This window comes from Flavobacterium sp. UBA4197, from assembly GCF_002379575.1.
In the GTDB taxonomy this organism is placed as follows: domain Bacteria; phylum Bacteroidota; class Bacteroidia; order Flavobacteriales; family Flavobacteriaceae; genus Flavobacterium; species Flavobacterium inviolabile.
On the sequence record NZ_DFUB01000007.1, the window covers coordinates 64,020 to 89,371 of the forward strand.

Annotated in this window: 34 protein-coding genes; 24 read left to right on the forward strand and 10 right to left on the reverse strand. The window is 38.1% G+C overall.

Annotation, left to right across the window (positions count from 1 at the left end; translation table 11 throughout):
* Positions 1-117: 117 nt before the first annotated feature.
* The 11 genes from B3394_RS03790 to B3394_RS03840 all read left to right on the forward strand — a co-directional run bounded on the left by B3394_RS03790 (position 118) and on the right by B3394_RS03840 (position 6,707).
* Positions 118-2,151 (forward strand): hypothetical protein, encoded by a 2,034-nt coding sequence (locus tag B3394_RS03790; protein WP_286913060.1) that lies wholly within the window; start codon positions 118-120, stop codon positions 2,149-2,151.
* An 11-nt stretch (positions 2,152-2,162) separates the two neighbouring features.
* Positions 2,163-3,041, forward strand: coding sequence for an ATP-binding protein (locus tag B3394_RS03795; protein WP_286913062.1), 879 nt, complete (start codon positions 2,163-2,165; stop codon positions 3,039-3,041).
* A gap of 2 nt (positions 3,042-3,043) precedes the next feature.
* The gene (locus tag B3394_RS03800; RefSeq protein ID WP_286913066.1) at positions 3,044-3,673 is read left to right on the forward strand and encodes an AAA family ATPase; all 630 of its coding nucleotides are present in this window, start codon (positions 3,044-3,046) and stop codon (positions 3,671-3,673) included.
* A gap of 3 nt (positions 3,674-3,676) precedes the next feature.
* A complete protein-coding gene (locus B3394_RS03805; RefSeq protein ID WP_286913070.1) occupies positions 3,677-4,027 on the forward strand; it encodes a hypothetical protein in 351 nt (116 codons plus the stop codon).
* A gap of 113 nt (positions 4,028-4,140) precedes the next feature.
* Positions 4,141-4,404, forward strand: a complete 264-nt coding sequence (locus tag B3394_RS03810) for a hypothetical protein (protein ID WP_286913074.1) — start codon at positions 4,141-4,143, stop codon at positions 4,402-4,404.
* A 31-nt stretch (positions 4,405-4,435) separates the two neighbouring features.
* Positions 4,436-5,065, forward strand: coding sequence for a DUF3164 family protein (locus B3394_RS03815; protein ID WP_286913079.1), 630 nt, complete (start codon positions 4,436-4,438; stop codon positions 5,063-5,065).
* A 63-nt stretch (positions 5,066-5,128) separates the two neighbouring features.
* Entirely contained in the window at positions 5,129-5,320 is a 192-nt protein-coding gene (locus B3394_RS03820) for a hypothetical protein (protein ID WP_286913081.1), read from the forward strand.
* A gap of 28 nt (positions 5,321-5,348) precedes the next feature.
* On the forward strand, positions 5,349-5,537 hold the full coding sequence (locus B3394_RS03825; protein WP_286913084.1) for a hypothetical protein: 189 nt from the start codon (positions 5,349-5,351) through the stop codon (positions 5,535-5,537).
* A complete protein-coding gene (locus B3394_RS03830) occupies positions 5,538-5,792 on the forward strand; it encodes a hypothetical protein (protein WP_286913088.1) in 255 nt (84 codons plus the stop codon).
* Between the two features lie 139 nt (positions 5,793-5,931).
* Complete coding sequence (locus tag B3394_RS03835) at positions 5,932-6,264, forward strand: hypothetical protein (protein ID WP_286913091.1); 333 nt, start codon at positions 5,932-5,934, stop codon at positions 6,262-6,264.
* Entirely contained in the window at positions 6,261-6,707 is a 447-nt protein-coding gene (locus B3394_RS03840; RefSeq protein ID WP_286913095.1) for a hypothetical protein, read from the forward strand. Before B3394_RS03835 ends, B3394_RS03840 begins: the two co-directional genes overlap by 4 nt.
* Before the next feature lie 54 nt (positions 6,708-6,761).
* Here B3394_RS03840 and B3394_RS03845 read toward each other — a convergent pair whose 3' ends face one another.
* Both B3394_RS03845 and B3394_RS03850 read right to left on the reverse strand, forming a co-directional pair.
* A complete protein-coding gene (locus tag B3394_RS03845; RefSeq protein ID WP_286913099.1) occupies positions 6,762-7,409 on the reverse strand; it encodes a DUF6705 family protein in 648 nt (215 codons plus the stop codon).
* 34 nt (positions 7,410-7,443) lie between these two features.
* Complete coding sequence (locus B3394_RS03850; protein WP_286913105.1) at positions 7,444-8,952, reverse strand: hypothetical protein; 1,509 nt, start codon at positions 8,950-8,952, stop codon at positions 7,444-7,446.
* Positions 8,953-9,190: 238 nt separating this feature from the next.
* On the opposite strand from B3394_RS03850, the gene B3394_RS03855 reads away from it, so the two are divergent.
* A complete protein-coding gene (locus tag B3394_RS03855; protein ID WP_286913112.1) occupies positions 9,191-9,772 on the forward strand; it encodes a hypothetical protein in 582 nt (193 codons plus the stop codon).
* Between the two features lie 321 nt (positions 9,773-10,093).
* Here B3394_RS03855 and B3394_RS03860 read toward each other — a convergent pair whose 3' ends face one another.
* The 8 genes from B3394_RS03860 to B3394_RS03895 all read right to left on the reverse strand — a co-directional run bounded on the left by B3394_RS03860 (position 10,094) and on the right by B3394_RS03895 (position 15,908).
* Positions 10,094-10,807 carry a phage minor head protein gene (locus tag B3394_RS03860; protein ID WP_286913114.1) on the reverse strand — a complete coding sequence of 238 codons (714 nt, stop codon included), beginning with the start codon at positions 10,805-10,807 and terminating at the stop codon, positions 10,094-10,096.
* Positions 10,808-10,896: 89 nt separating this feature from the next.
* The gene (locus B3394_RS03865; RefSeq protein ID WP_286913115.1) at positions 10,897-12,171 is read right to left on the reverse strand and encodes a phage portal protein family protein; all 1,275 of its coding nucleotides are present in this window, start codon (positions 12,169-12,171) and stop codon (positions 10,897-10,899) included.
* A gap of 4 nt (positions 12,172-12,175) precedes the next feature.
* Positions 12,176-12,670 (reverse strand): phage morphogenesis protein, encoded by a 495-nt coding sequence (locus B3394_RS03870; RefSeq protein ID WP_286913122.1) that lies wholly within the window; start codon positions 12,668-12,670, stop codon positions 12,176-12,178.
* Positions 12,671-13,102, reverse strand: a complete 432-nt coding sequence (locus B3394_RS03875) for a phage protein Gp36 family protein (protein ID WP_286913124.1) — start codon at positions 13,100-13,102, stop codon at positions 12,671-12,673.
* Between the two features lie 4 nt (positions 13,103-13,106).
* Positions 13,107-13,595, reverse strand: coding sequence for a hypothetical protein (locus B3394_RS03880; protein WP_286913125.1), 489 nt, complete (start codon positions 13,593-13,595; stop codon positions 13,107-13,109).
* Between the two features lies 1 nt (position 13,596).
* Positions 13,597-15,153 (reverse strand): hypothetical protein, encoded by a 1,557-nt coding sequence (locus tag B3394_RS03885; RefSeq protein WP_286913130.1) that lies wholly within the window; start codon positions 15,151-15,153, stop codon positions 13,597-13,599.
* Positions 15,146-15,637 carry a terminase gpP N-terminus-related DNA-binding protein gene (locus B3394_RS03890; protein ID WP_286913134.1) on the reverse strand — a complete coding sequence of 164 codons (492 nt, stop codon included), beginning with the start codon at positions 15,635-15,637 and terminating at the stop codon, positions 15,146-15,148. Before B3394_RS03890 ends, B3394_RS03885 begins: the two co-directional genes overlap by 8 nt.
* Positions 15,621-15,908, reverse strand: coding sequence for an oxidase (locus B3394_RS03895; protein ID WP_286913137.1), 288 nt, complete (start codon positions 15,906-15,908; stop codon positions 15,621-15,623). The genes B3394_RS03890 and B3394_RS03895 overlap by 17 nt, the downstream gene beginning before the upstream one ends.
* A 168-nt stretch (positions 15,909-16,076) precedes the next feature.
* On the opposite strand from B3394_RS03895, the gene B3394_RS03900 reads away from it, so the two are divergent.
* The 12 genes from B3394_RS03900 to B3394_RS03955 all read left to right on the forward strand — a co-directional run bounded on the left by B3394_RS03900 (position 16,077) and on the right by B3394_RS03955 (position 25,345).
* Positions 16,077-17,072, forward strand: a complete 996-nt coding sequence (locus tag B3394_RS03900) for a hypothetical protein (protein ID WP_286913141.1) — start codon at positions 16,077-16,079, stop codon at positions 17,070-17,072.
* A 24-nt stretch (positions 17,073-17,096) separates the two neighbouring features.
* Positions 17,097-17,936 carry a hypothetical protein gene (locus tag B3394_RS03905; protein WP_286913146.1) on the forward strand — a complete coding sequence of 280 codons (840 nt, stop codon included), beginning with the start codon at positions 17,097-17,099 and terminating at the stop codon, positions 17,934-17,936.
* Between the two features lie 3 nt (positions 17,937-17,939).
* Entirely contained in the window at positions 17,940-18,179 is a 240-nt protein-coding gene (locus B3394_RS03910; protein WP_286913148.1) for a hypothetical protein, read from the forward strand.
* A complete protein-coding gene (locus tag B3394_RS03915; protein ID WP_286913150.1) occupies positions 18,179-18,589 on the forward strand; it encodes an N-acetylmuramoyl-L-alanine amidase in 411 nt (136 codons plus the stop codon). The genes B3394_RS03910 and B3394_RS03915 overlap by 1 nt, the downstream gene beginning before the upstream one ends.
* Before the next feature lie 10 nt (positions 18,590-18,599).
* The gene (locus tag B3394_RS03920; protein WP_286913155.1) at positions 18,600-19,094 is read left to right on the forward strand and encodes a hypothetical protein; all 495 of its coding nucleotides are present in this window, start codon (positions 18,600-18,602) and stop codon (positions 19,092-19,094) included.
* A complete protein-coding gene (locus tag B3394_RS03925; RefSeq protein WP_286913156.1) occupies positions 19,069-20,244 on the forward strand; it encodes a DUF2586 family protein in 1,176 nt (391 codons plus the stop codon). Before B3394_RS03920 ends, B3394_RS03925 begins: the two co-directional genes overlap by 26 nt.
* Before the next feature lies 1 nt (position 20,245).
* The gene (locus B3394_RS03930; protein WP_286913157.1) at positions 20,246-20,665 is read left to right on the forward strand and encodes a hypothetical protein; all 420 of its coding nucleotides are present in this window, start codon (positions 20,246-20,248) and stop codon (positions 20,663-20,665) included.
* Between the two features lie 61 nt (positions 20,666-20,726).
* On the forward strand, positions 20,727-21,266 hold the full coding sequence (locus B3394_RS03935; protein ID WP_286913160.1) for a hypothetical protein: 540 nt from the start codon (positions 20,727-20,729) through the stop codon (positions 21,264-21,266).
* 203 nt (positions 21,267-21,469) lie between these two features.
* Positions 21,470-23,296, forward strand: a complete 1,827-nt coding sequence (locus tag B3394_RS03940) for a hypothetical protein (RefSeq protein WP_286913163.1) — start codon at positions 21,470-21,472, stop codon at positions 23,294-23,296.
* Positions 23,296-23,895 (forward strand): DUF6046 domain-containing protein, encoded by a 600-nt coding sequence (locus B3394_RS03945; RefSeq protein WP_286913168.1) that lies wholly within the window; start codon positions 23,296-23,298, stop codon positions 23,893-23,895. Before B3394_RS03940 ends, B3394_RS03945 begins: the two co-directional genes overlap by 1 nt.
* A complete protein-coding gene (locus B3394_RS03950; RefSeq protein WP_286913172.1) occupies positions 23,895-24,860 on the forward strand; it encodes a late control protein in 966 nt (321 codons plus the stop codon). The genes B3394_RS03945 and B3394_RS03950 overlap by 1 nt, the downstream gene beginning before the upstream one ends.
* Positions 24,860-25,345, forward strand: coding sequence for a hypothetical protein (locus B3394_RS03955; protein WP_286913175.1), 486 nt, complete (start codon positions 24,860-24,862; stop codon positions 25,343-25,345). Before B3394_RS03950 ends, B3394_RS03955 begins: the two co-directional genes overlap by 1 nt.
* Positions 25,346-25,352: the final 7 nt, after the last annotated feature.

Genomic DNA, 25,352 nt, shown 5'->3' on the forward strand with positions numbered 1-25,352 from the left:
ACGGCCGACAAAATTCGTAAGGATTATCAGGACTTAAAAACGGATTTACGTAAAACTTTTGAAAATTTCAAAAAAGCCAATTAAATCTAGTAGTAACAATCAAAAGATTAAAAAACTATGCCATTTCAATTTTCACATACTGAGATTGCCGTTGAAGCGGATGAGCTTGTACCGCGTTTTTGGAAATCTCTAAAATCTTTACAAGTTGAGTTGTATAGATACAAAGACAAACCTTTTGGAGTTAAGCGCCTACAAATCGGCGGTAATGGTAGAAAGCTGTTAATAAACTTTGACACCCTAAAACCGGAAATACAGGAGGCAATTGGCGACCCGCGAAAAGTTAATCACCCACTTGAAATTTTTTTCCAATTCGATGCCGATGCCGTACGCTATTACGGCGAATTTAAGAGAAGTGGAAAAAATTTAAAGGGGGATGAACAGGAGCGGTACATCATAAACGCAAGTGTTATGCAAGCAACGATAAAACTAGAACAAAAACGAATGGAGGAACGTATTAGAATGAAAGGCTCACTTAGAGGCATAACGGAAACATTAATTTTTGATGTTGAGAGTTTCCAAAATACGCTTAGAGCAAAGTATCAAACGGAACACACTTTACCTACCTCAAAGAGATTTAAAGCGGCTTTAAAGGACTTTAAAGAAAATAAATATTATTCATTGATTAAAGACCCGAACGGAACCGGAAAACAAAATGCCCGCAAAGTAGATGAACACGTTGAAATGGTTTTTAATGCGCTTTTTAAGAATCAGGCACATAAACCCACACCAACAGAGGTTGCGCGCAATTATGAGGCATTTCTAAACGGATACGCGGAAGTATTTAACGAGGACACAGGCGAAATATATAACCCTAAAGAATTTAAACCGCTTTCCCAATCTACAATAATAAATTATATCAATAAATGGGAAAATAGAATTGCCACGCACCATGCTAGAAGTGGCGACAGACAAAAATATATGGGACTGTATAAACCGCACCACCAATTAGATTTGCCAACGCTCTCAGGCGAGCTTATTTCAATTGATGACCGACAACCCCCATTTGTTTATAACGAAAACGGTGATCGAATGTGGTTTTATTTAGGTTTAGATGTCGCAAGTCGTTGTTTTACAACATTTGTTTACGGGAAATCAAAGGAGGGATTAATAGTAGAGTTCTACCGCCAAATGATCAGAAATTATACTGAATGGGGTTTTTGCCTGCCGTATGAGCTAGAATGTGAAAGCTCCCTAAATAGCAGTTTCAAAGATAATTTACTACGTCCCGGAGCAATGTTTGACGCCGTGAGAATAGAGGCAAATAACGCACGAGGTAAATATATTGAAAGAGCATTTGGCACTCTCAGGAATAACGTAGAAAAGGAAAACTTAGGATGGTTAGCCCGGCCACATGCAAAGTCCGAGGCGTTGCAAAAACGAACCGATAAAAAGCTCGTTATTCCTTATGACACTTTAGTTAATGAGCGGTTAAAAGATATTGAGCTTTCGAATAATATGCCACACCCGGAAAACGGCGAAGTAACACGTTGGGAATATTTCACAATGAACCAAGCCCCTAATTTAAAGCCAACAAATTGGACGGCAATACTACCGGTTTTAGGGCATAAAACGGAAACGTCATGTCATTTAGGGTACATTAAATTACAGGGGAGAAAAAGAGCAATAGCCGAGAACGGGAAAATACTTACTGGCGAGGCTTTAATACAACAAATGAAAGTTATCGAGGGTAAAGAAGTTGATGTTTATTGGTTAGACGCAAATGACGGCTCAGTGCTTAAAGCCCACGTTTACCATAAAGACCGGCTTATTTGCGAAGCTATGGAAATGCCAAGATATAACAGGGCTTCAATGAATAGAACCGACGCAGATAAAGAGGCACAAATTTTACAAAGCGCTTACGTTGCATCTGTCGAGGCTTTTGCCAAGAGACAAAGAAATAGTATTGAAAATATAAACATTATCGACAATACCCCGAAGACGCTTAACAACGGCTTCAAAATTCCAAACCTTAAACGCTTTGAATTGAGAGAGGAACCGGCGGAAGTTTTCCATGACGAGATAGAAGACGAATATACGTATATCGGTAACAAAAGTACACCTAGCGCATGGCGATCAACTTTTAATATTTAACCCAAAGAAATATGAACCTTACAAACGAATTTAAACAGAAAGTAATTAAAGCCCTTTTCGAACAAAGAGAAAATTACGGAGGCTCTGATTCAGACTACGCAAAATCAAAAGGCATAAAGCCCGCTATTTATTCAAGGCTAAAAAAAGGAGAGACTAACAGGCTGTTGTCCGACACCTCTTGGATAGCTCTTGGCCGAGAATTGCAGGTAAAAGTTTATGACGATAAATGGAAGATTACGCGTACATCAGTTTATAACAATATGGAAGACAGTTTACACTTCTGCAAAGAATTTAGTAAATCCATGATATTAGTTGATGACTGCGGGATCGGCAAAACGGCCTGTGCAAAGCATATCAGCCGAACAATGAAAAACACTTTTTATGTGGATTGCTCACAGGCTAAGACTAAACAGCAATTTATTCGATTAATTGCAAAAACGGTTGGAATCGATAACGGCGGAAAATATATCGAAGTAAAAGCAAACTTAAAATATTACTTGACAACTCTTGAAAAGCCCCTTGTTATACTTGATGAGGCCGGAGATTTAGAATACGGCGCTTTTTTAGAAGTAAAAGAATTATGGAACGGAACGGACGGGGCTTGTGGTTGGTATATGATTGGCGCAGATGGGTTACGCTCTAAAGTAGAGCGAGGCATTTCCGGTAAGAAAGTCGGTTACGCTGAAATATTCTCTCGGTTCTCAGACGAATTTATTAAGCTCGTTCCTAACGGCAAAATGGATAGACAGGCTTTTTATTCAGAACTGATCGGAGCTGTTGCAAGTGCTAACGTAGAAGACCAAACAAAAGTAAAACCACTTATTAATAAATGTATAAACAAAGAGGCAACTCTTAGATATTTAGAAACCCTTATAAAGATTGGAGCATAATTATGGCGCGAGCAATATCGACAAAATCACTATTAGAAAAGAAATATAAAAACTTTGAATTTGACGGAATTTGGCTTCTAGTGTTGGGGGTTATAGCTAAAGGCGGGTTTTGGCTAATTTATGGTAACGAAAAAAACGGAAAGACATTTTTTACGTTAAAACTGGCCGAGTACTTAACAAAATTTGAAAGCGTCCTTTATGTATCCGCCGAAGAGGGAACCGGAAAAGAATTTCAAGCAAACGCCGAGCGGGCAAAGTTAGACCCAAAGATTAAAAAACTAAAGTTTATTGAGTATATAGATTTAGAAAACCTAAAGGCTAAACTAAATAAACGGCAAAGCCCTAAAATCGTAATTGTGGACAATATTACAGTCTATGTAAACGAATTGAAAAACGGGCAGTTATACACTCTTAAAGACGAATTTCCAAATACAACTTTTATTTTTTTAGCGCATGAGGACAACAAAGAGCCGTACACCTCTACCGCAAAATTGTGTAAAAAGTTGGCAAAAATCATAATTCGAGTAGTAGGACTAACCGCTTTTGTTTCCGGGCGATGTCCCGGCGGAACAATAGTAGTTGACGAAAAAACGGCAATGTTATATCACGGAAGTCAAATCATAAACAATTAACGAATGAACCCAATTTTAGTAAGGCTTAATATAACGCCGGAGCAATACGAGTCAATCGTATCGGACATTTACTTAGCATGGTGTACCGAATTTGCAATAAACAGCCATAATGATTTACAAAAAATAGTGGCCAATAGACCCGTCTGTAATTACTTCAATACTGAATTTTCTAAGTGTGAAAAGGAGTTTTTAACAATAATGCAGTCTTACGACGGCTTTTCAGGAATAAAACCAAGTGTTGCAATGAAACTCTTTTACGGCGTTTCCGAAATAATTTTTAAGAGATACCCTAAAGTATTAATTAATAACGCTAAAAAACCAATTACAATCAGCAATGACACCACAGCAAATTAAAAATAAAATCCGGGAGCTTGAATATTGGCTTGAGCATAACCACAACCACCCGAACCGTACTTTGATCGAAACCGATTTAAGAAAATTAAGAGAGAATTTAATCCAGTTAGAAAATGAAAGCATTTGAGTATTACTCGCCTATTTATATAGCCGAACGTTTAGACACCCTTTTTACGGCCTTACAATACGATACATTAGAAAACGAATTAACCGTTTGCGAAAGGATTTTAATTAACCAAGAGAGGGGCTCCTTATTCGACTCGCAAAACTTTTTTACTGGAGAATTAGACCAAAAAGATGTTCGCAGATTACAAGTACCGGAGGAACTAAACAAAAAGATTGTAGCAATAATTAAAAATATAGAATTGGGCTCCTAAGGAGCAAACAAAAAAATAAACTATTAGAACTATGGAAGCACAGAAACAAAAAAAATCAGTTGCCCAATTAGAGGCAGAATTAAAAGAGGCGAGAGAGAGCGAGAGAATCGAAAAATTAAATCATAAGAAAGTCTACGAAGATTTAAAGGCTGAAACAGTATTGAGGCTTGTAGCAAAGGCCTACAGGTTAAGCCTTATGTTGGCTGGTTTCAAAAAAGATGCTTTCGACGATATGCAAACCGTTTACGCAATTTTACAGGAATATAGCTCAAGGCATGCAGACGGGAAAGGCAACTTTAGAATTGAGCACGAGGGCATGAGGGTAACTTATAAAAGACAGGGAAAGGCTACGTTTGACGAGCGATCCCACCAAGCCGAAAAGCACATAATTGACTTTGTAAACTCAAAGTTCGCGGATGACCAGGACACAAGAGATTTAATCATGTCCTTATTGGAAAGAAAAAAAGGGGAATTGGATATTCATTTAGTACAAAAATTATACGCTATGGAAAATCGGTTTAATGATAATAATTGGAAACGCGGAATTGAACTATTAAAAGAAAGCTATCAATACTCGCATTCAAAGGACTATATAAATTTCGAAAAACGCGATGAGAACGGCCAATGGCAAACAATAAATTTACAATTTTCTAATATATAACATTCACGTTAGCCGCCATTTTATACTGCTATTAATTATTACTAAACATTAAAGTTTCTCAAAATGAAAAATAGAAAATACGTTAAATCGGGTGAATCCCCAAAGGCTTATGAATGCACAAATAAAAAATGCAAATGGATTGGAACTACTGCCGAAAAAACGGAGAAAGAAATCGGCGACGGATGGAGAGAGAACGTATGCCCTAAATGCGGCAATAACGAGTTCTACGGGCTCTCTCAAAATCCAATTTTTTAAAAAATAAAGAATAATCAATTAAAAAAACATGGCAACAAGAAAAGTAAAACCAAGTGGAGCTATGACAAAGCACTTGTCAATTCACGACGAACTGAAGTACGAAAAAAAACAAGCCGCCACCATTTTGGAAAAGGCAAAGAAGATAGAATCACAGAAAATAGCTTCGGGGGCAAAATTTATAAGGGTAAACGCCCACACAATTAAACTTATTTCTTAGATGATAAAAAAGGATAATTGGGCTATTTTCAACCCAAAAAACAAACAGCATAAGTATATACTTTCATTGTGTATTCAAAAAGGTTGGGGCGTTGAAAATGATCGTTATGGCGAAATTGCGGATTTAGATAGACTTAGTAATTGGCTTAAATCAGATAAATCACCGGTAAGGAAACCCCTTAAAAAAATGAGCTCTTTGGAGGTGAGTAAAATAATATCCGCTTTAGAAATTATGAACGCTAAACGCCATAGTTAATGGGAGACAATATCGAGATTGATTGCCCCCATAATGATAAGTATTTGCGAGTAGTTGAATCCTGTGTAAACTGTGAAACAACGGTGTTAGTATGTAAATCATGTGGGCAAATATTAAGCGAACCTAAAATAGAATGTATATGAAAATAGCGCTGCAATTAACAGTTGACCAAATAATGGCCGTGTGTAAAATGCTTGAATTACTGGAGTGTCTACAGCCTTGCACAAAACCCGAAGATAAACTAACAAGATCGATTGCTTTTGAGGTTTGGGATAAGTTCCAAACCTTAAAAAAGAAAGAAGTAAAAAACCATACCTTATTCAGTGAGGAAAAACGAAAAGTAACCTTAAAATACTTTGAGGCACACGGTTTGTTAAATATCTTGCGGGAGCTTTGGCCATTACTTAAAGATGATTACACCCGAGTAATATTAAATAAATTGACAAATGAATTACACCAAAAATTAGTATGACGGAACCATTAACCACTTATACAGTAAGAAGTAAAGAAGACGGGTATATTTGGGTTTTTAAATACGGTTTAAACGGCACTTTTAGAAGTTTTGAAGTGTTAGACGGTGAGTTATCCTTAAAACAGTATAACTGGCTTTTCAAGACCGGTCACTTTCCCGGCCAACAGATGCTAATTGATGCTTGGCGGGAAAAATTAAAAGAAAATTTCGAGATTATTAAATCTGAACTTGATTTAGGGTTTGATACAGCTTTTTGGCCTAATTATCCGTATAATGCTTTATCCAAAAAGAAAATAGCACGTGAACGGTGGGAAAAGCTAAAAGACGCCGAAAAGATTAAATTACTAATGAAACTACCCGAATACAAAAAACTTAAAACAAAGGAGGGAACTCCTTACCCATACGCAGAAGTTTTTATAAATCAGCGTTGGTGGGATAATTGAAAAAAAAGCCAAGTAAATTACTTGGCTTTTTTTGTATCGTTAAATTATATAACGTTAAGGCTGCTTAGTCAAAATGTATTCGCCGTATGGGACATTAAAAGTATTTATATTTGTGGATTCACCGTCAAACGAGTTTAATGTTTCAAGGCCGTTTCCGGTATATACAAATTGTACTTTAAGTTTTTCTTGGCCATTCTCTACAAATCTTCTGATCACAAAATTATTACTTATCCCGCTCCAAATATTTCTACGCGAGGGCTCATTAAAAAACATTAACAGCCGCTTTTCATTCTCCCCACATTCCGGGCATAAAGGGTATGAATCCTTTTTCATCATAGCCACCGAATACAAATTATAATCCCTAATATTTGAATAAGAATTACTTAAATTAGCTAATGTGTTAACCTTTTCAACTCCATTTTCTATATATTGAAATTCTCCGGCTAAATAGTCCTCGTAATAATTTTTAAAACTGGACACATACATCATCGGTTTTTTAGCAAAAACAACTTTAAACGTCTTATTTCCGTTAGAATAAATCCAAGTTCCAACGTATTGATTCAATAGGCCATTAACGTCCTTGTAATACGCATTTTCAACTTTGTCAGCAGATGTGCCCCCAAATCTATCAATTACTGGGCTTTGGGCACACCCATAAAAAGTGGCCATACTTGCTATTGTACTATATATGATTTTTTTCATTTTTTTCATTTTTAAAAGATACAATTTTTTTTTATTAAGGGCACGGTGTGTTAACAATTTTTCCTTTGCTTTGAGATAATTCGCCCCAATTAAAATTAGTATTTGCTAAGTCTCCCGAACTCAAATCGACACTTCCCTCGTATAAACCGGCTCCTAAATCAAAATCCGCTAAGATTTTAAGAAATGTTTTTTTGAACGTATCCATAGACGCCCCGGTAGAGAGCGCGCGATAATCATCTTGAATACGCTCCTTTATGGCGTCCCCTTTTTGCCCCATAGCCGTAAAAAATTTATTAGGGTCTTTTATTTTAATTGCAAATATACCGTCATAGGTTGTCAAAGTTAATACGTATTTTGTCCAGTCCTTAGGCTGTCCGCCATTATTGTGCTTAACCGCTACTTTCATTAAATATAGTAGATCGTCATAACTATACATAGGAAAATAACCGTAGGAAATGTGAGGGTGCGTATGGGACGCGCCGATATAGTTTCCTCCAATTGCTTTTTCCATATTCAATTTGTTAGGGTCATTGTATGTGGCCTCAATGACATTTGGTGGCATAATAGAATTCGAAGTACTATTATAGGTCTGAAAGCCGAACCCCCATTCACCGTCTTGGCTCTTGCGACCGTCTAAGGTTTTAAAAGAACTTTTTACGGCCGGGGATGCGGTTAAATTTTTTAAATGGTTACATGGCGTAGGCGGAGTTGGAGTTACGGGGTCTATTTCTTCAATAGGAGCCGTAACAAAAATTGGACATCGCGGGCAATTATTAGGGGGAGCACCCCCTCCAGTTGACGCGTCACCACCGCCGCCGCCGCCGCCGCCGCCATCGTCACCAATAGGAACAGTTACCCCCGGATCACCGTCACCACCGCCACCAATATTTCCATTAGTAGTGTAACAGGTCGTAACGGGAGAGTAAAATAAATGGTTTTGGTCTTGACAATCATTAGTCGCAACGTGTACGCCGGTGTTTGTTGAGCTCCATGCCTGATTACACATTAATATTTGAGCCGTTATACAGATAGTTGTTTTGCTTATTTCCGACCCGTTATATACAATAGGAGTAATACTAACACCTCCCTCAAAATGGAAAGATTGATGTATGCCACTTGGACTTAATGGTTTTGACGGGATGTACTTTAAAATATATGCGGTTATTTCACTCAAACTGTCTCTATTAATAACTAAGTTTTCGAAATATTCAGGGTTGTTAATTTGCCGGGTTATTTTAAAGGTGTAAGAAGTGCTGTGTCCACTTTCTATAACATTCGCCGTATTAGGGACAATACTAAAACCATATTCGGCCTCCATGACTGTTTTTGATTGTGTGCCCTTATTTTTGCCTTTACTTAACTTTGAAAATGCGTTAACAAAATTTTGTTCTTTTAATAGCGCATCGAAAGTACTATGCCTAATCTTTACCTTTTCCTGATAGCTGTTTTTTTGTATTGCATCTTGCTCAAGCTCACAGCCAAAAAGCGCGATCAGCATAAAAACAAACACGGGAAAACGGTTTCGTAATTTTCTATTGTTCATATTTAATACATAATTTGATCTCGCAAAGAATATAATTTTATTTTTTTTTAAAATACGGATTTCCGTAAAACTTCACATTTAGTACTAAAAATACGTATTAATACGTATTTTAATTATTGTGTTTTGTACGCGTTTATGGCGATAGCAAAGTTATTAGAAGCCTTCATTATTTTTTTACGGAAATCCATAAAGTTGCAGTATTTAAAAATATTAGATTTGTAAAAATTAATTATTAAACATGAAAAATATCATTACGTTACTCGCCATTCTAATTGGGTGTATGATACAAGCACAAGAGGTCTCACCATTTTACCCAGCAAAAAATGTTGTAAAAGACCCGTATCATTTTACAAGCCAAATAACATATTTTGATATGAATTATATTACTAACAATATAAGTGAGTTTATGAATTATAGGCTAAATATGACGGTTACAAATACCGATGATTCAAAACTACTACACAGCGGGGGAACCTATAAAATTGAATATACAGACCGTTTGTCTTTTTCCGGTAGCAAAAATTTGATTTTCACATATAACGTTGGAAAAGTAAATGACATATATACCATAAAGTCGCTTAAAATAACCGGTTCCAAAGAGAGGCTGATTAGTTTTTTTGTTGAGTTTTGGCAAACTTCAATAAATTTTGAGAAACCCTCCGGGAAGTCCGATGTTTCACTACGAACCGGGCAAGATGTGGCGAAATTCTATTTTAATAAGGGAGTGCCTTTTATAACGGTCAGTAACTCCACTTATAAAAATATAGAAGATTTCAAAGAGTATTTTAATAAATTGATTGCAGAGAAAGTACAAGAATAAAATTCGTTTTGTTAGTCTGAAAACTCTTATTTATCTTTGTCTTATGACTCGGACAGAAAGACTTAACGAACGAAACACCGTTGTACGTAAAATGTTTTACGATTTACAGGCTAAAAACCCTAAATGGCGTATCGACGCGGTAATTGATGAAGTTGCAAAAAAAGTGTTTTTATCAAGCCGCACAGTCGACGCAATTATAAACTACGAGGGTATTTATAGAGATGCATCAAGAGAAACGAGAAAAGCCTCGCAATTAAACCTTTTTTAAAAAGCTATTAAATATCATTTAAAACAAAAGCCCCTTTATGGGGCTTTTGTTTTTTAAACGTCCTTTAAAAAGTCATCTATATTATTTTTAGTTTCTTCAATTTCTGAATCACTAAGGCCATTTATATAGGGTATTTCGTCAAATATCTTTCCACTTAATGCGGCGTTATTTTCAAAAGCCGGTTTAACTTTTAAATCCGGTATTTTCTCGCTTGCGTCTTCATCCGTTTGCTCAATCGTGCATCGACAACCAAAATCTAACGGCGGTACATGAGTTTTCCAAAAATCGTGTGTTATAGGTAAAATTAACCCGTCTAATACCTTATGTAGTTCTCTTACTCTTGCATCCCCCACAGTCACAAATTTTAGGTTAGGATATAGGTCTGCGTCTGCCTCAAAATCTTTCCATTTCTCGACCATATTGGCCGTTGCGATTGTTTGGTGATACTCAGTTTTAAGCCAACGCATATTGTAGTCGATGTTTAGCTCCTCTGCCGCTTTTTTAAATTCTCCCCAGCTAACTATTTCCCCGTTCTTTGTTAGTGCGGCCTCTAATTGCTTTTTAAAACTGGTTTCCTTAAATGCGGAAAACTCGGCCATACTATATTTTAGAGAGTGTCCGATTGCGGGGTCGTACATTTCTAAATCAGGGCTATAACCAACGTCAACGGCTTTTGAAAATTCCTGATAGTAATATTGAAATAATTTCTTCCTGTTCTCTTTTGATACTATTCGGTCATCAAACAATTGCCTTAAATAGTCATCCATTAGCCTACTTAAAAAATCATCTTTGTTTAATTTAATTGGCTCCGGATTAGAACCGCAGCATTGACTTCGATAATTTAATTTAAGTAGGCTTAGTGCTTTTTTGCCGTGTCCGTCTTTTCATTATTAACGGCTCCGGGTGTGGGCATGTACTCAATTTCTACGCCATAAGTCCCCTCGATGTAATCTTTTTTAAGGATATAACCGTTTGAGAGTAATTGGCCGTCAATTGTAATTTGTTCGTTCGGGTCTTTAAGTTTTTCAATCATAATTTTAGCGTTTTCGGGGATTACATACCCTAATTTACGCATAGCCGGAACAAGTCTTTTGTTAAGAAATGATAGCATTTTCTTTTTATCGCTTTTGATAAGCCTATTCAGCGTGTTTTCGTGAACTGTTCCTTGTGCCTTACTTGACCCGTTTTCGGTTGTCATAGTTTGGTGTAACACTAATTTTGATAATTCGGCGTCTAAGGCTTTAATTTTTTGAAAGAAGACGTTAAATGCATCAGTCTTACTATTTTCTTTTATATCGACCTCCGTACCCATTGGAAAAACGGCATACGGCGCGGAGCCCATTTCCTCAAGCCACCCGGCTACCTCATTTTTTACTTTTTCGGATTGCGAGGCAATTTTTGCAATTCTGATTGGAATTCCGAAAAGTTCTTCAAATTCGTCCCAACTTCCCCACGAATGCCGTTTTAGAATTGCATATACGGCCGCTTTTTCAAATAAACCAATATTGTTATAAAGTTTAGCGTATAACAAAATATCGTCTATTTCTGAGACATCAAGGCCTTTATTACTATTAATGTCGTATAGTAAAATTTTTTGTCCGGGAACAAAAAGGCTACGATCTATTACCTCGACTTCTTTTATATTCCCCTTTTCAAAATCCTTGATCCATATAAACGTTTCACCCCGGTATATTGATTTGTGCGCCGCTTCAATTAAATAATCAAACCATTCCTGGTCTTCAATATATTTGGTTAGCTCATCGTCTTTAATTTTGTCAACTCCAAAGACGTAAGTTTCATTTGTACAGCTTAATGTCCGGTCTTCGCTAATACCCGTTAAATGCCCGTCTAGTTCGATATCGTCGTAAACTTCCTGCATTTGATAGTTTCTTGGTATTTGGGAGTTATAATAAGCATATCTCGCGGCTTGCCAGTCCGTTATTTCTTTACGCCAAAGTCTTTTTTGTCGGCGGATAACGTCAACCATTAAGCTCGTAACTTTTTCGATATTGTGCGCGTCTGCGCCGGAAAGGCTTACTTTCTTTCCTACAGCATTACCGGATAGTTTAACAGTATTTTTGGCCGCCTTAATCGCGGTCTTTTGTCTTGCGTTTTTTAATTTATTGTGCATAGAATTATCTTAATAGTTTGTCCGTTTCCTTTTTTAGCTTTTTAAAAATCTGCTGATTATAATAAGCCGATTTCCCCATAAATTGGCGTCTTGGCATACCGTCTAAGCCCTCATTATGTCGTTGGGCGTATTTCTTATATGTATAAAATTGAACGGCTCTACTGCCGCGATTTATACGATACCTAAAAGAGTTTTTTAATTTATCTCCTCCGGTTCCGTAACCGACTAATAACGCACGATCTTGAATTTTACTCCCATATCTGTTAAGCCTACCGGCTCTACCCACACGATTAGTCCTATACCGAGTAATATCTTGTCCCTGATTGTCCTCGGTTTTTCTTTCTTCCCATTTACGGGTACTTGTATCCGTAAAAGCCCCATCCCTAAAGTTTTTCTCAATAAATTTAATACCCTCAACACCGATAATTTGTAGCGCTTTTTCCGGTATTTGTTTTGCGGCCTTATTTAAAAGGTTTTGCAACTCGGCTAAATCTGACATCTAAAAATGATTTTGATAATTTTTTCTTCCGCCAACTTTCATAAAAGTGGCTTCGGTGTCAGGAATACCGTCCCCGTCGGTATCAAGTATTCGTATTGGTAACGGCGGCTTTATTTTTCCCTCTGAAATCTTTTCAAGCCATAGCATTGCCTCGTCATAGCGCGTTTTTGCCACCTCGTTAAATGCCTTTGTTCTACGAATGTATATTTCGTGTATAACAACCCCTTTTAAGTGCTTTAAAATCGTTTTATTTCGATTTTCTCCGGTAGCCGAAAAAATAGCTTCCGTGTCGTAATATTGGTATAAGTACCCCGCCATTAAATCAATACTTTCATCGATTATATCTACTATAATAGCATCATCGTTACTAATGATTCTATTAATAATTTCCTCTGTCGAAACGGTTTTTAATTCTGACTTATCTAAAAACATAGTTTTAATTATTTGGTTGATTTATAGTTAATGAAACCCGTTTATATTTAGGGTTAATTCTCCTGTAAATATTTGTTGTAAATGTGAGCGTGTAGGTCATAATTTCGTCGCTTTCATCGCCGGAGCTTTCGTCGCTCAATTCTAATACTCGAAAATAGTCACCCTCTAAAAATTGTAGATTTTCCACTATTTTGTCGATTAAGTCAACCTCAATTAAACCGTGTTCGGCGTCACCGGTTCCAAAATGCTGATCAAGCCAACCGTCTTTACAATAAAGCGTAATTTCAACGGTACAGGCGCCCTCTTGTTTATTTTCTACCATAGTCTCCCAATCAATTTTTGAGATACTGATTAATGCCGCCGTCCAATAAGTAGGATAACCCTTTTCGGGATTTGAAAACTGTTTCCGCTGTAAGTCCACAAGCTCCAATTCGGGGATATTATCGGCCAATGCTTTTTGAATTTTTATAAATAGTTCTTTACGTGGTGTCATGCTATACTCTACGTTTTGTTTTGCGTTTACCGATTTTAGGTTTACCGGTATTTTCTTCTTTTTTTGAATAACCGAATAAAAGGCGGCCTTTTCTTACACAGGTTTCCAATACATCTAAAATATCATCAGGAGTTTTACACCCTTTTTCAAAGGATAAGATGTGGTCAATTGCTTTTTCCATATCGGGAGTACCCTTTAGTTTTTCGTCAAATGTGATAAGCCCCCGCATAAACGCACTCGTTAAAGTTGCATCAATACGGTCATGTTTGTCCCCCGACGCGTGATCGGGGAAAGGAATGTCAACGGCGTTATTTTCTTCACAAGCAATTAACCAATCCGGTTCATAAACAACTTTTTGTGAGGCTGTCGCGTCATAAAAAGAAATAATCGACATCCCCTTTTGGTTGAATTCTTTTTGCCATTCATAATGCATATTCATGGCAATAGGTCGAGCCGTTTGCCTATTAAAAATATTAAGTACGTGCGCCCTCCCTTTGTCTATTGAAACAACCGCACCGGATTTATAATCCCCTTCATCCGAATAAGATAAATCCCAATGGCTAATAAGTCCGTTGTGTATTTGGTTACCGTGCGTTTTTTTATAGTGAATCCACTCGGCTTTAATTCGTTTACCCTCCTCAACCGGGTTGTTAAAGTCTTCTCTTTGGCTCGTGTGATAATCAGTATCATTAACAATATCGATACACTCCTGTTTCGTATAACGTTCCGGCCATGACGGATTAAAATCTTTGTCGCACAAATTGACCGTGGAAATATCTAAATTTTTAGAGCCCTTATATTTTTCCGCATACCCGTCAACTATACCGTCTTTTACAATGTAATTGTTACACATTATTTGTCGGAATCTTCCTTTTTGTCCCGCCTTGCCTAAATCTCCGGTAAGTTTTTGTACATTCTCTTTTGTAAGCTCAATATTTTTAGCTTGCTTTCTGTCTTCCAAGTCATCCATTGCCGCCCAGTCCGGCCGATCGGCATTATTACGTAACCCTCTAAAGGGCTGATTAAGACCTAACGCCATAAAGAATTTTTTGTCGTTGGTTTCAAATTGACCGTCCGCCCAAGAGCCGTATTGCATTTGCATACCGAAGTCTTTTATAAACCGTTCGTTGCTCTCTAAATGGAGCTGTAAATCGGATAGCAATAATTTTGAGTGCCCCTCAGTTCTACCAATAACCAACCCGAAGTTAACCTCGCCGTTCTGTTTTAAATGTGAAAGGTTCCCGACAATGGTATGAATAGATTTAGCCGCGCCACGAAACCAACGTCTTTGCTGCTTTATTAAAGGGTTTTTAAATACTTTTAAATAACTATCCAAATGAAATTTGGCACATGGGGCATCGGCCAAAGCTAAACCGGAATTTACGCCATAGTAATACTCGAAAAACTCCAAATAGTTTTCGGGTTTTAAAAGTCGTTTAATTCTGTCTTCTTGTTCCTGAGAGCTTTCCTTAAACAATGATTGATAGGACAATAATTGAATCACTTTAGACTGTTGGAAATAACGCTCTTTAGCATCCTTTAACTCCGTCTTAGTCATTTTGTAAAAGCTCCGTTATATATTTATCAAAGTATGGCCTAACGGTTTTTAAAAGGTCTATATGAGTCTCGCGTTTTTTGCCGGTATTATTACCGGCTTGTACCATCATAAATTGGCAAAAACCGTCAAAACTTTCCATAGTATAGACCGCTTTTTTACGGCTATCATTTAGCCTGTCGAAAGCCGCGGAAATTTTAGAAAGGTCATCAGCTTTATATAGTGGCGTTTCACCGTTTTTTAAATCACGTACATACTCCAATATCATACGCTTTATTTCTGACGGCCTAATATTATTCAACTCTTTTTCTTTCTCCCAATCGTCACTATCCCGCCACCCGGAAAGTGTTTTAATACCAACCCCTATAATCTCAGAAATGTTAGTTATCGAAAATCCTTTTATATACAAGTCTTTCCCCTGGCTTTTCTTATAGTCGCGTTCAACTGCGGTTAAGCGCCCGCCTTTATTCTTATTTGTACTTTCCATCAATAGTTAAGTTTCCGTTTTCTTCAAATTTTATGTTACTGATTTTCATGCCGTCGTATTCGAGATTTTTTTTAGCCTCGATAAGTACGCTCATGTAGTCGTCGTCGTCTAGCATTTGAACAATTCCGACACCAAGCTCCGGAAACTCGCGGTACTCGCCTTTGTTGGCAAGTAATATATGCTCTTGGTGCTGGTTATCGGAATACCCGATTTCGATGTCTCCATTTTTGAAACTTAAATCGCCTTTATCGTCTAAAATTATATCTGTCATAGAGCAAAATTCGGCTTTCAATTTCTACTATAAAATTTCAATTTCAAGGGTTGTGTAAAAACAGTACAACCCTTGTATTTAAAGGGTACAAGCGTTGGAAAGCGATTTTTTTTTGCCCTCAAAACCACTCAATTTTGCCTCAGAAATCAAAACAAAAACAGACCGTAAATGACTTACGATTTTATCATAAATACCGAAAATGTTAATGAGTACTACTATCGGGTTTTAACTGACGGAATTGATTACAAACAATACATGCGTAATCCGGTTGTCTTATTTATGCACGAAAGAGAATTCGATAAAAAAGACGATAAAAAAGGAACGGCCGTAATAGGGAAATGCGTAAAACTTTGGAAAAAAGGGACAGACTTAGTTGCTACAATTGAATTCGATATGGGCGACGAATTTGCCGCCGCAATTGCCGGAAAAGTTGAGCGAGGGTATATCCGTATGGCCTCAATGTACGCCGACGTAAAATCAACGTCATCAGAACCGGACTTAATGATGCCGGGACAGGTTTACGAAACCGTAACGGCTTGCAAGCTGGTCGAGATTTCAATCGTCGATATTGGCGGCAATGACGGCGCAATCAGATTATCAAGAGGTGGCGCACCGATAAAACTTAAAGAGGTTAATTCAAACAATCTAAATATGTCACAATTAAAAACAATTGCATTAGCATTATCCTTACCCGCAGATAGCCACGAAGATAAGGTGTTAGGGGAAGTACAACAGTTACGATTATCCAAACAGGAATCCGACCGAAAAGTATCGGAATTAGAAACGCAATTAAACGGAATCAAAACGGCCGAGGCAACCGAATTAGTGGGTAAAGCCGTAACGCTAGGGTTAATCCCGGAAAGCCTAACCGCCTCCCAAATTAAAGCATTTAACGGCGACCACGAGGGGCAAAAAGCAATCCTAACAAAATTAATATCGGATAAAGAAGCAACCGGAGTCCAGTCGGCCACGAGTCAAGTTATTAAGGAGGTTGTACTAGGTAAAAAAGGCGATAGCACCGCAACACCGGTCGAAGAAACTTTCGACTACTTACAAAAATATGATACCGTAAAATTAGGAAAAATCAGAGACGAGGAACCGGCCAAATATGAACAACTGGCAAAAGATTATTCCAAAGGTGTTAGACATGTCGAAAAAAAATAATCAATAATCATTAAAAAATAAAAAATGTCATTACAAAAAGAAGTGTGGACTGGTGACCTCCAAGAGAACCCAGTACCTGATACCAGTTTCGTTTTTGCATCTGTGGATAAATCCGAGTATGTTGAAAACAATACATTACACTTGGCGGAGGCCGGGATTGAACCGGATGTTCACGAAGACTACTTCGAGGGGAGCGAAGACGATTTACCGCTTCAAACAATTACGGATATTCCTAACGAGGTAGTACTTAAAACATACTCTACGTCAAGAACCCGACACCGAGAATTACAGGAAATTGAGTTATCCTATCCAAAGCGTCAGTCAGTAATCAAACGCCACAAAACATCATTAGCTAAAAATATTGGTGTTAGAGCTGCGTATTCCTGGTCGCCCGCAACAAATAACGCCTACAATAAAATTACAAATTTAGATACTAGCGCATCAGTAATTGACGCAATTATCGATTTAGAGGCGTTCTACGCGGATTTAGATTTAACAGAGAATCTAAATATCTGCTTAACCGCCGAACACATGGCGCGTATCAAAAAGGAAAACAAAACTCTGTATAAAGAAATTTTGCAGACAAAGGAAATCTACGGGTTTAAGCTGTGGAGATATTCTAAAAATCCACTTTATACATCCGCGGGAGCTAAAAAACCTTATGGCTCTGTAAAAGAAGCCGGGGACAAAAAAGCCTCTTTTACATGGTGTTCAGACGAGGTATTTAGATGTTTCGGGGATACCAAAATGTATGCAACGTTAGGCGCGGCAAGTTCTCAAGCAGACGAGATTTCATTTGCCCAACGAGCCTTAGTGGGGAATATTCGAGCTAATAACCCTAAATATTTAGGCGCAATCCTATAAAGTATGGCACAGAAAAAAAAAGAAAATGCCCCCGAAGTTACGGGGGCACTTAAAGAAAAAGTAACCACGTTTTTTACTGAGAATCCGAAAGCAAAACAAGTATATACAACTCCTGACGATTTTCTATTTACAAACCTAAAATTTGCTAATGACCACGCCAAAACATTAGGCGAAGAACCGGCAAAGTGCCATAAAAACCCAAACTATATTGAAGTAGAAACCGAAGAAGACACCGAAGAATAATGAGAAAAATAAAATTTATAGCCGTGCATTGCACAGCAACCCCCCAAACAACGACAATCAGTAGCATACAGAATTACTGGAGAAACAATTTAGGTTGGAAGATGCCCGGCTATCATTTTATTATCCTACCTAACGGTGACGCAGTCCAATTGTTACCCATTGAGCAAGTATCAAACGGCGTAAAAAACTATAATAGTGAAACTATCAATGTAGCCTATTTAGGTGGAATTGACGCCAAAGGAGCGCCAATGGATAACAGGACTCCAAAACAGAAAGAGAGCTTATTAAAGCTTTTAAAAGAGTTAAAAAAGAAATTTCCAAATGCGGTAATACAAGGCCACCGAGATTTTCCAAATGTGGCAAAAGCGTGTCCAAGTTTTAACGCAAAAAACGAGTATAAAGATGTTTAAAAAAGCACTCATGTTATTAGTGTTTTGTTTTAGTTGTTTAATGATTTCCTGCCGGACAATGCGGCAGGAAATTCAAAAAACAGAAAACGAAACAAAGTCTACAAACGAGAGAACCGTAACGTATAAAGACACTACAATTTTTGCCCCAAAGGCCGAAACGAGCCTTAAAATCCCCGTCAGTGAAATAGGATTTAAAGGCGATTTAAAAGACATTTTAAAGCCAAAAATATATACGCAAACCAACGGCCAGGCAAAAGTTAAAATTAAGATTGTTGGCGACACATTACAGGCGACTGCAACGTGTGACAGCTTGGCTATTGTTGCCAAAATAAAAAAAGAGCTTCAAAGAGAAACCTTTAGCCAACACAACAAAAGCGACACAAATATTAACAGCAAATCGGGGCTTTCACTATTCCATGTTTTTGCCGCGTTTTTTATCGGCTTTGTGGCCGGTTATTTACTTAATTTTTTAAAATCGTATGAGTTTACCAAACATAAAATTTAACATCTCAAAAAACGGTTTAGGACTTGCCACGGCTGAAATCCTAAAAATACCGGGGATCATTTTAACCGGTGCTACTATATCGGGAACAAATAAAGTAACTACCGGTATCTCTTATCAAATTTTTTCGCTTGAGGAAGCCGAAAATTTAGGTATAGAAGCTACAGGAACCAACTCTTTTGCGCATAAGCATATCGCGGCATTTTATGAACAAGCGAAAAAAGGTGCGGAGTTGTGGTTTATGGTTGTTCCTGCCGCCGTAACATTAACTGAAATGGCGGATTTAACAAATTCCTATGCAAAAAAACTGTTATCCGACGCAAAAGGGAAAATCAGGATTTTAGGATTTGTCAAAAAACCCGGATCCGGAGAAACCATAACCGACGGATTAGACGAAGACGTGCATTTGGCCGTACCGAAAACTCAGGCTTTAGCGGATGACTTCGCCCAAAGATATTACCCGGTTAGAACAATCATTTCCGGTAATAAGTTTTCGGGGGTTGTCGCCGATCTAAAAGACTACGCAACGACTGAATTTAACAGGGTATCTATTTTACTGGCCAATAATGACGGCTCCAAAGATGCGTCTATTGGGATGTATTTGGGGAGGTCGGCCGTAATCCCAAGCCAAAGGAAAGTTTCAAGGGTAAAAGACGGGGCGGTTGAAACGCTTACCGCATATTTTACTAACGGGGAACCGGTCGAAACTTTAGACACTACTTGGGACGCTATTGCAAAAAAGAATTACATCTTTTTACGTGGGTTTGCTAATCGCTCCGGCTACTGGTTTACCGGTGATCAAACGCTCACCCTCCCGACAGATGATTTTAAAACACAAGCGCGTGGTATGGTTATGGACGAGGCGGTATTAATTGCATACGATACCATGATTGAAGAATTGTCGGACGAAATACCGGTAACAGAATCGGGAACCGTACACCCGGCGATTATTAAAGGCTGGCAAAACAAGATCGAAAGTAATATCGGTCAAAACATGGTACAACAAGGTAAGCTCTCAAGCGTGAAGGCATTTATTGACGAAAAACAGAACGTACTAACTACGGAAAATGTCGTAATAGAATTACAGTTGTTACCTGTTGGTTATAGCGACTTTATCACTATAAACATTGGATTCACTACAAAATTAGACTAAAATGGCGGAAAGTTATAGCAGCAGGCAATACGGGTGGAATGACATCACAATTGCAATTGGAGGCAGAATAATTGAAGGGGTTACGGACATTGAATGTACCGTAAAACAGGATAAAGAGGTATTGAGGGGGCGAGGTAAAAAAGGCCACAAAATTTTACGGGGAAATGTCGGCGTTGAGGGTAAATTAACCGTTTGGCAAAGTGAGCTTGAATCAATGATACAAGACGCACCGGGTAAAGATGTTCTCTCTATTGAATTTGACATCGTGTGGACTTATGCCGCGTCGGCAACCGACCCAACGGTAACAGACATTATTAAGACCTGCGAATTTTTAGAGTATAAAAAAAGTATGAAACAGGGCGACAAAAATATGCTAGTTGAATTACCGTTCATGGGACTAGAATTTAAGCCCCAACAATAAACTATCAAATATTCAATTACACAAGCCGTTCAACCGGACGGCTTTTTAAACAATTTTAAAAATGACACAAAAACAAATTCAAGAGTGGAAAGAACAATACGGGGAGGTTTATTTACTCCCGGTAGAAGATAAAACGGCATACTTACGGTTGCCAAAAATGGCCGATTTCAAAAGAGCGTTTACCGCGTTACAAAACGACGGGGAGATTGCTTTCGGAGAAGTTATGTTAAATACTCTATTCATTGGCGGTGATGAAGACATTAAAACCGTTGATGAGTATTTCTTTGCAGCGCGAAAAGAGCTAAAAGAATTCTTTATTTATGACGACGCCGAAATTACTCCAGACGGTAACGCGTCAATTATTACCATTGGCGAGGCAAAATGTAAAGTTAGGATCATTGGCCGCGATGACATAAAGATTGCGGAAAAGAAAAACCCGTCGAATAAAGCCTTTGTTACGCAAGAAAAATTATTCGAGCGTATTTGTGTTGAGAAGGACGACGCTTTTAACGACAAAGAAAACGCGAAAATCCGTTTTCCGCTTTATCAGGCAATCGAAAAATTGCAAAATAAAAAAGTAGCGACAATAAAAAAGCTCTAAACGAGGCGGTCATCGATAAGAATGACGCCTCAGCCTTTAAGTTGGCCGAATATATCAACTTTAGACTATATGACGCCTACTTAAAGTACTATCTACACGTCCCAAACCCAAGCATTTTAGACGACGAGGAATGGGCGGAGGAAATACAAAACCTCCATTATATAAGAACAAACGAAAAGGAAAGCTCCCAACCAAGTTAAAAGATGAACGCATACGAATTTGTGGTAAAAATGCGCGATATGGCTTCGGCCACTCTAAGAAATGTCGCCCAATCCGTTGGCGGGGTGCGTAGCTCGATCGCTAATTTGACAAACTCCATATCCCAAAACCAACGGGCGGCCTCAAATATGGCTAATACTTACAGTAGAATAAAATCATTACTCGCGAGTGTTTTTGCCGTCGGTGTAATGATTGCCTTTACACATAAGGTCGTCGAGGCGCGCTCCGAATATGAAAAGTTCAACGCTGTATTAGCAAATACTTTTCAATCGGACGCAATTGGAGCCGCCGCGCTGAACATGCTTACTGATTTTGCGGCCAAAACGCCTTTCCAATTAAACGAGCTAACCGGGGCGTTTGTAAAGTTAGTGAACCGGGGATTCGCCCCCACAACACAGGAATTAACAAAACTCGGTGATTTAGCCAGTTCACAAGGTAAAAGTTTCGACCAACTTACAGAGGCCATACTTGACGCCCAATCCGGGGAGTTTGAGAGGCTAAAAGAATTTGGAATAAAGGCCAGTAAAAACGGAGAGAAAGTTACACTCGCTTTTAAGGGCGTTACAAAAGAAATAAACAACAATGAGTCGGCCATCCGAAACGCATTAATCCAATACGGCGAAATGACGGGCGTCGCGGGCTCAATGGAAGCAATATCACAAACATTAGGGGGGAAAATATCAAATTTAGAAGACCAGTGGAACAGCTTTTTAGTGGCCGTGGGCGGCGAATCAGCGGGGCTATTCACCGCCGCTTTAATAGGAGTCAGTGAGGCAATAGAATTTTTAACGATTTACTTGCCGTATGTATCGAAATGGTTTGAGTTATTATGGGCAATGATTGAACCCGTTGTGGTTTCCCTACAGGTATTTATAAGAGTTGCATTCGGTATTTCAAGAGTAAGCGACATATTAGGTACGTTCGGTAATATAATGGCGGGCGTCTTGTTGGTTGTTGATTGGTTTACGACTGGTCTAAACAACGTTATTACGTTACTTTCCCCATTTGCACGAGAGATTATGATAATAACCGCCGCTTGGTGGCTTTGGAATAACGCAATCGGGATTTATAACGCGTTGATGCTTGTAAATCCTACAACATGGATTGTACTTGGTATTATAGCCCTGATCATGGTAATTGGAATGGTGATAAAATACACAAGCGGTTGGGGAGATAGTTGGAGGCATACAGTAAACGGCGCTAAACTATTGTGGGAAACATTCGGAAATTTTATCAGCGCAAATTGGAATAACGTAACTAGCTCTTTAATGAACGGCATCGACAAAATTAAAATGGGTTGGTACAAGTTTAAAGAAGCCGTGGGAATGGGCGACAGCTCGGAAAATCAAAAAATGCTCGCCCAACTCAATAGCGACATTGAAGCCCGTAAAAAGGCCGTCGCCGACGGTTACCAAAAGATGAACGATAATTTCGGTAAAGCTAAAAACGAGTTCGGCCAAATAGCTATAAAAGTAGATACCGAGGGGATTAAAAAAGATTTTAAAGGGATTAAAGATAAGTTTAGCGGGCTTGGCCAAAAAGACGGAAGTACGGCGGCTTATGATGACTACCTAAGTAAACAGAAAGGAGCCGGTTTGGGTAAGGATAAAACGGACGGAAAAGATAAAAAGGATTCTATTGTTTCCGGCGGTTCAAAAATAACCCACATAACAATCAACATTGAAAAGCTCCAAGACGATACTAAAATTTATGTAGAAAGTACAGAAAAAGGGCTAAATAATTTAGGCGAAAAGGTACAGGAAATGTTACTGCGAGCCGTGAATAGTGTAAACCAAATGCAAACAGGATAATGGCGGAATTTAATATACGAGAGATAGCAGCCCGTACGATTTTTGATTATATCGGCCCGAATTTTCCTGAATGGTGGAAAAGCAATAAAAAAAAGTTTGATTTACCGGACTTGCGGGGTATTAACAGCAAACAGTTAAACGGAGCAAAGTACTTCATGCAACTAAAGTTGTCATATAAAGGACAAATTTTTGAGCTGCCTAATGAGCCGCTAATTTCGATCGGTTTATCAAAAACAATTGTACAGACGCCCACAGTAGGTAAATATCGCAAAGGAACGGTTAAAGAATACATCTGCGCTGAAGACGATATAATTTCAATAAAGGGCGTTTGTTTTAACCCAAATTATACGGATTTATACCCAGCTGATCAGGTCGCAATGCTAAAAGAAATGCACGACATTAACGACGCTTTAGAGGTTGAATCGAACGCCTTTTTTGAATTATTCGGGGTTAGGAAACTTGTTATTTTAGAAACAAAGTTTGACGAAATGGTGGGAGAATCGGGGTTACAAACGTACTCTATTTCCGCCGTAAGCGATCAAGATTTTTACGCAGATTTGAACGAAAAAGACACAGAAAAAAACAACTTATTGGCATAATGTACATACTTGATTCTAAAGTAGAAATAGGCGATTACGTTTTTAACTCAATCCACGAAATCGAGGTTACAAAATCGGTTGAGGAAATGAGCGATACGGCGGTGATTAAATTACCGACTCGCTTTAAAGTTCGACAAAACGATGAGCAAAAATTTACGGAAGATGCTATTAAGATTGGGGATAAAGTTAAAATCACATTAGCCTACGAGGGCATATATTCCGGTGTAGAATTTACGGGCTTTGTAAAAAAAATTAGCCCTAAAATTCCGTTAGAAATTCATTGCGAGGACGCGCTTTGGCTACTCCGTAGAAAGAATATTACAAAGAGCTGGGAAAGCACAACGATGAAAGAGATTTTGCGGGAGGTTGTCAAAGATACTAACGTTGAATTGGCCGATAATATTCCGGAGGTACACCTGGACAAATGGATTATTAAAGGCGCGAACGGAGCCCAAGTTTTGGAGAGTTTCAAAAAGGACTTACTAATGAGCGTATTTATTGATGACTCCGGCAAGTTATATTGTGGCTTACAACAACTTACTAACATTGGCCAAACGGTCGTTTATGATTTAAACTATAATCTGGTCGAAAACAATCTCGAATTTAAGTCTAAAGAAGATCGGAAAATAAAAATAAAGTACACCTACATCGGTAAGGATAACAAAAGGCAAAGTATTGAGGTGGGCGACCCTGACGGGGAGCAAAGAACGTACCATACCTCCGTAATTTCTGATACTAAAAAGTTGGAAGAAATGGCTAAAGCCGAAATTGAAAAATTAAAATATGACGGATTCGAGGGCGACATCACAAGTTTTTTAATTCCGTTTGCCACAAGAGGAATGAAAGCAAAAATTTTGGACGGCGAACATCCTAATCGAGAGGGCAACTATTTTATCAAAAAAGTGGTTACCACATTTGGAACCGGAGGAGCGCGACGAAAAATAACGATAGGTAATAGATTATAATGGAGAAAGAATTACAAGACGCATTTAGAAAATTGAAGCAAAGAGACGTTGATACTTTCCCCGTCGAGGTAATATCGGTTCAAAAAGAGGCCGGAGTTTGTACGGTAAAAGACGACGAACTCGAATATACAAAAGTGAGGCTATCATCTGTAATCGACGGAACCGGAAAAGCCTTTTTTCTTTTTCCTAAAATTGGAAGCTCCGTACTGGTAAGCCCAATAAACGAAGATTTAAAACAACTTTATGTAGAAGCTTATTCAGAAATTGAGAGCTTGGATTTAAAAATTGGAAACGTACAATTTGAAATTGACCAAGAGGGCTTTTTACTAAAAAAAGAAAACGAATCATTAAAAAAAGTGATGGCCGATTTGATAGCGGCTATAAAGGCAATGAGGTTTACAACCAATGCGGGTCCGACTATTAAATTAATTAATAGGGAACAATTCACTCAACTTGAAAATCGATTTAATAACCTTTTAAAATGATTTTAAA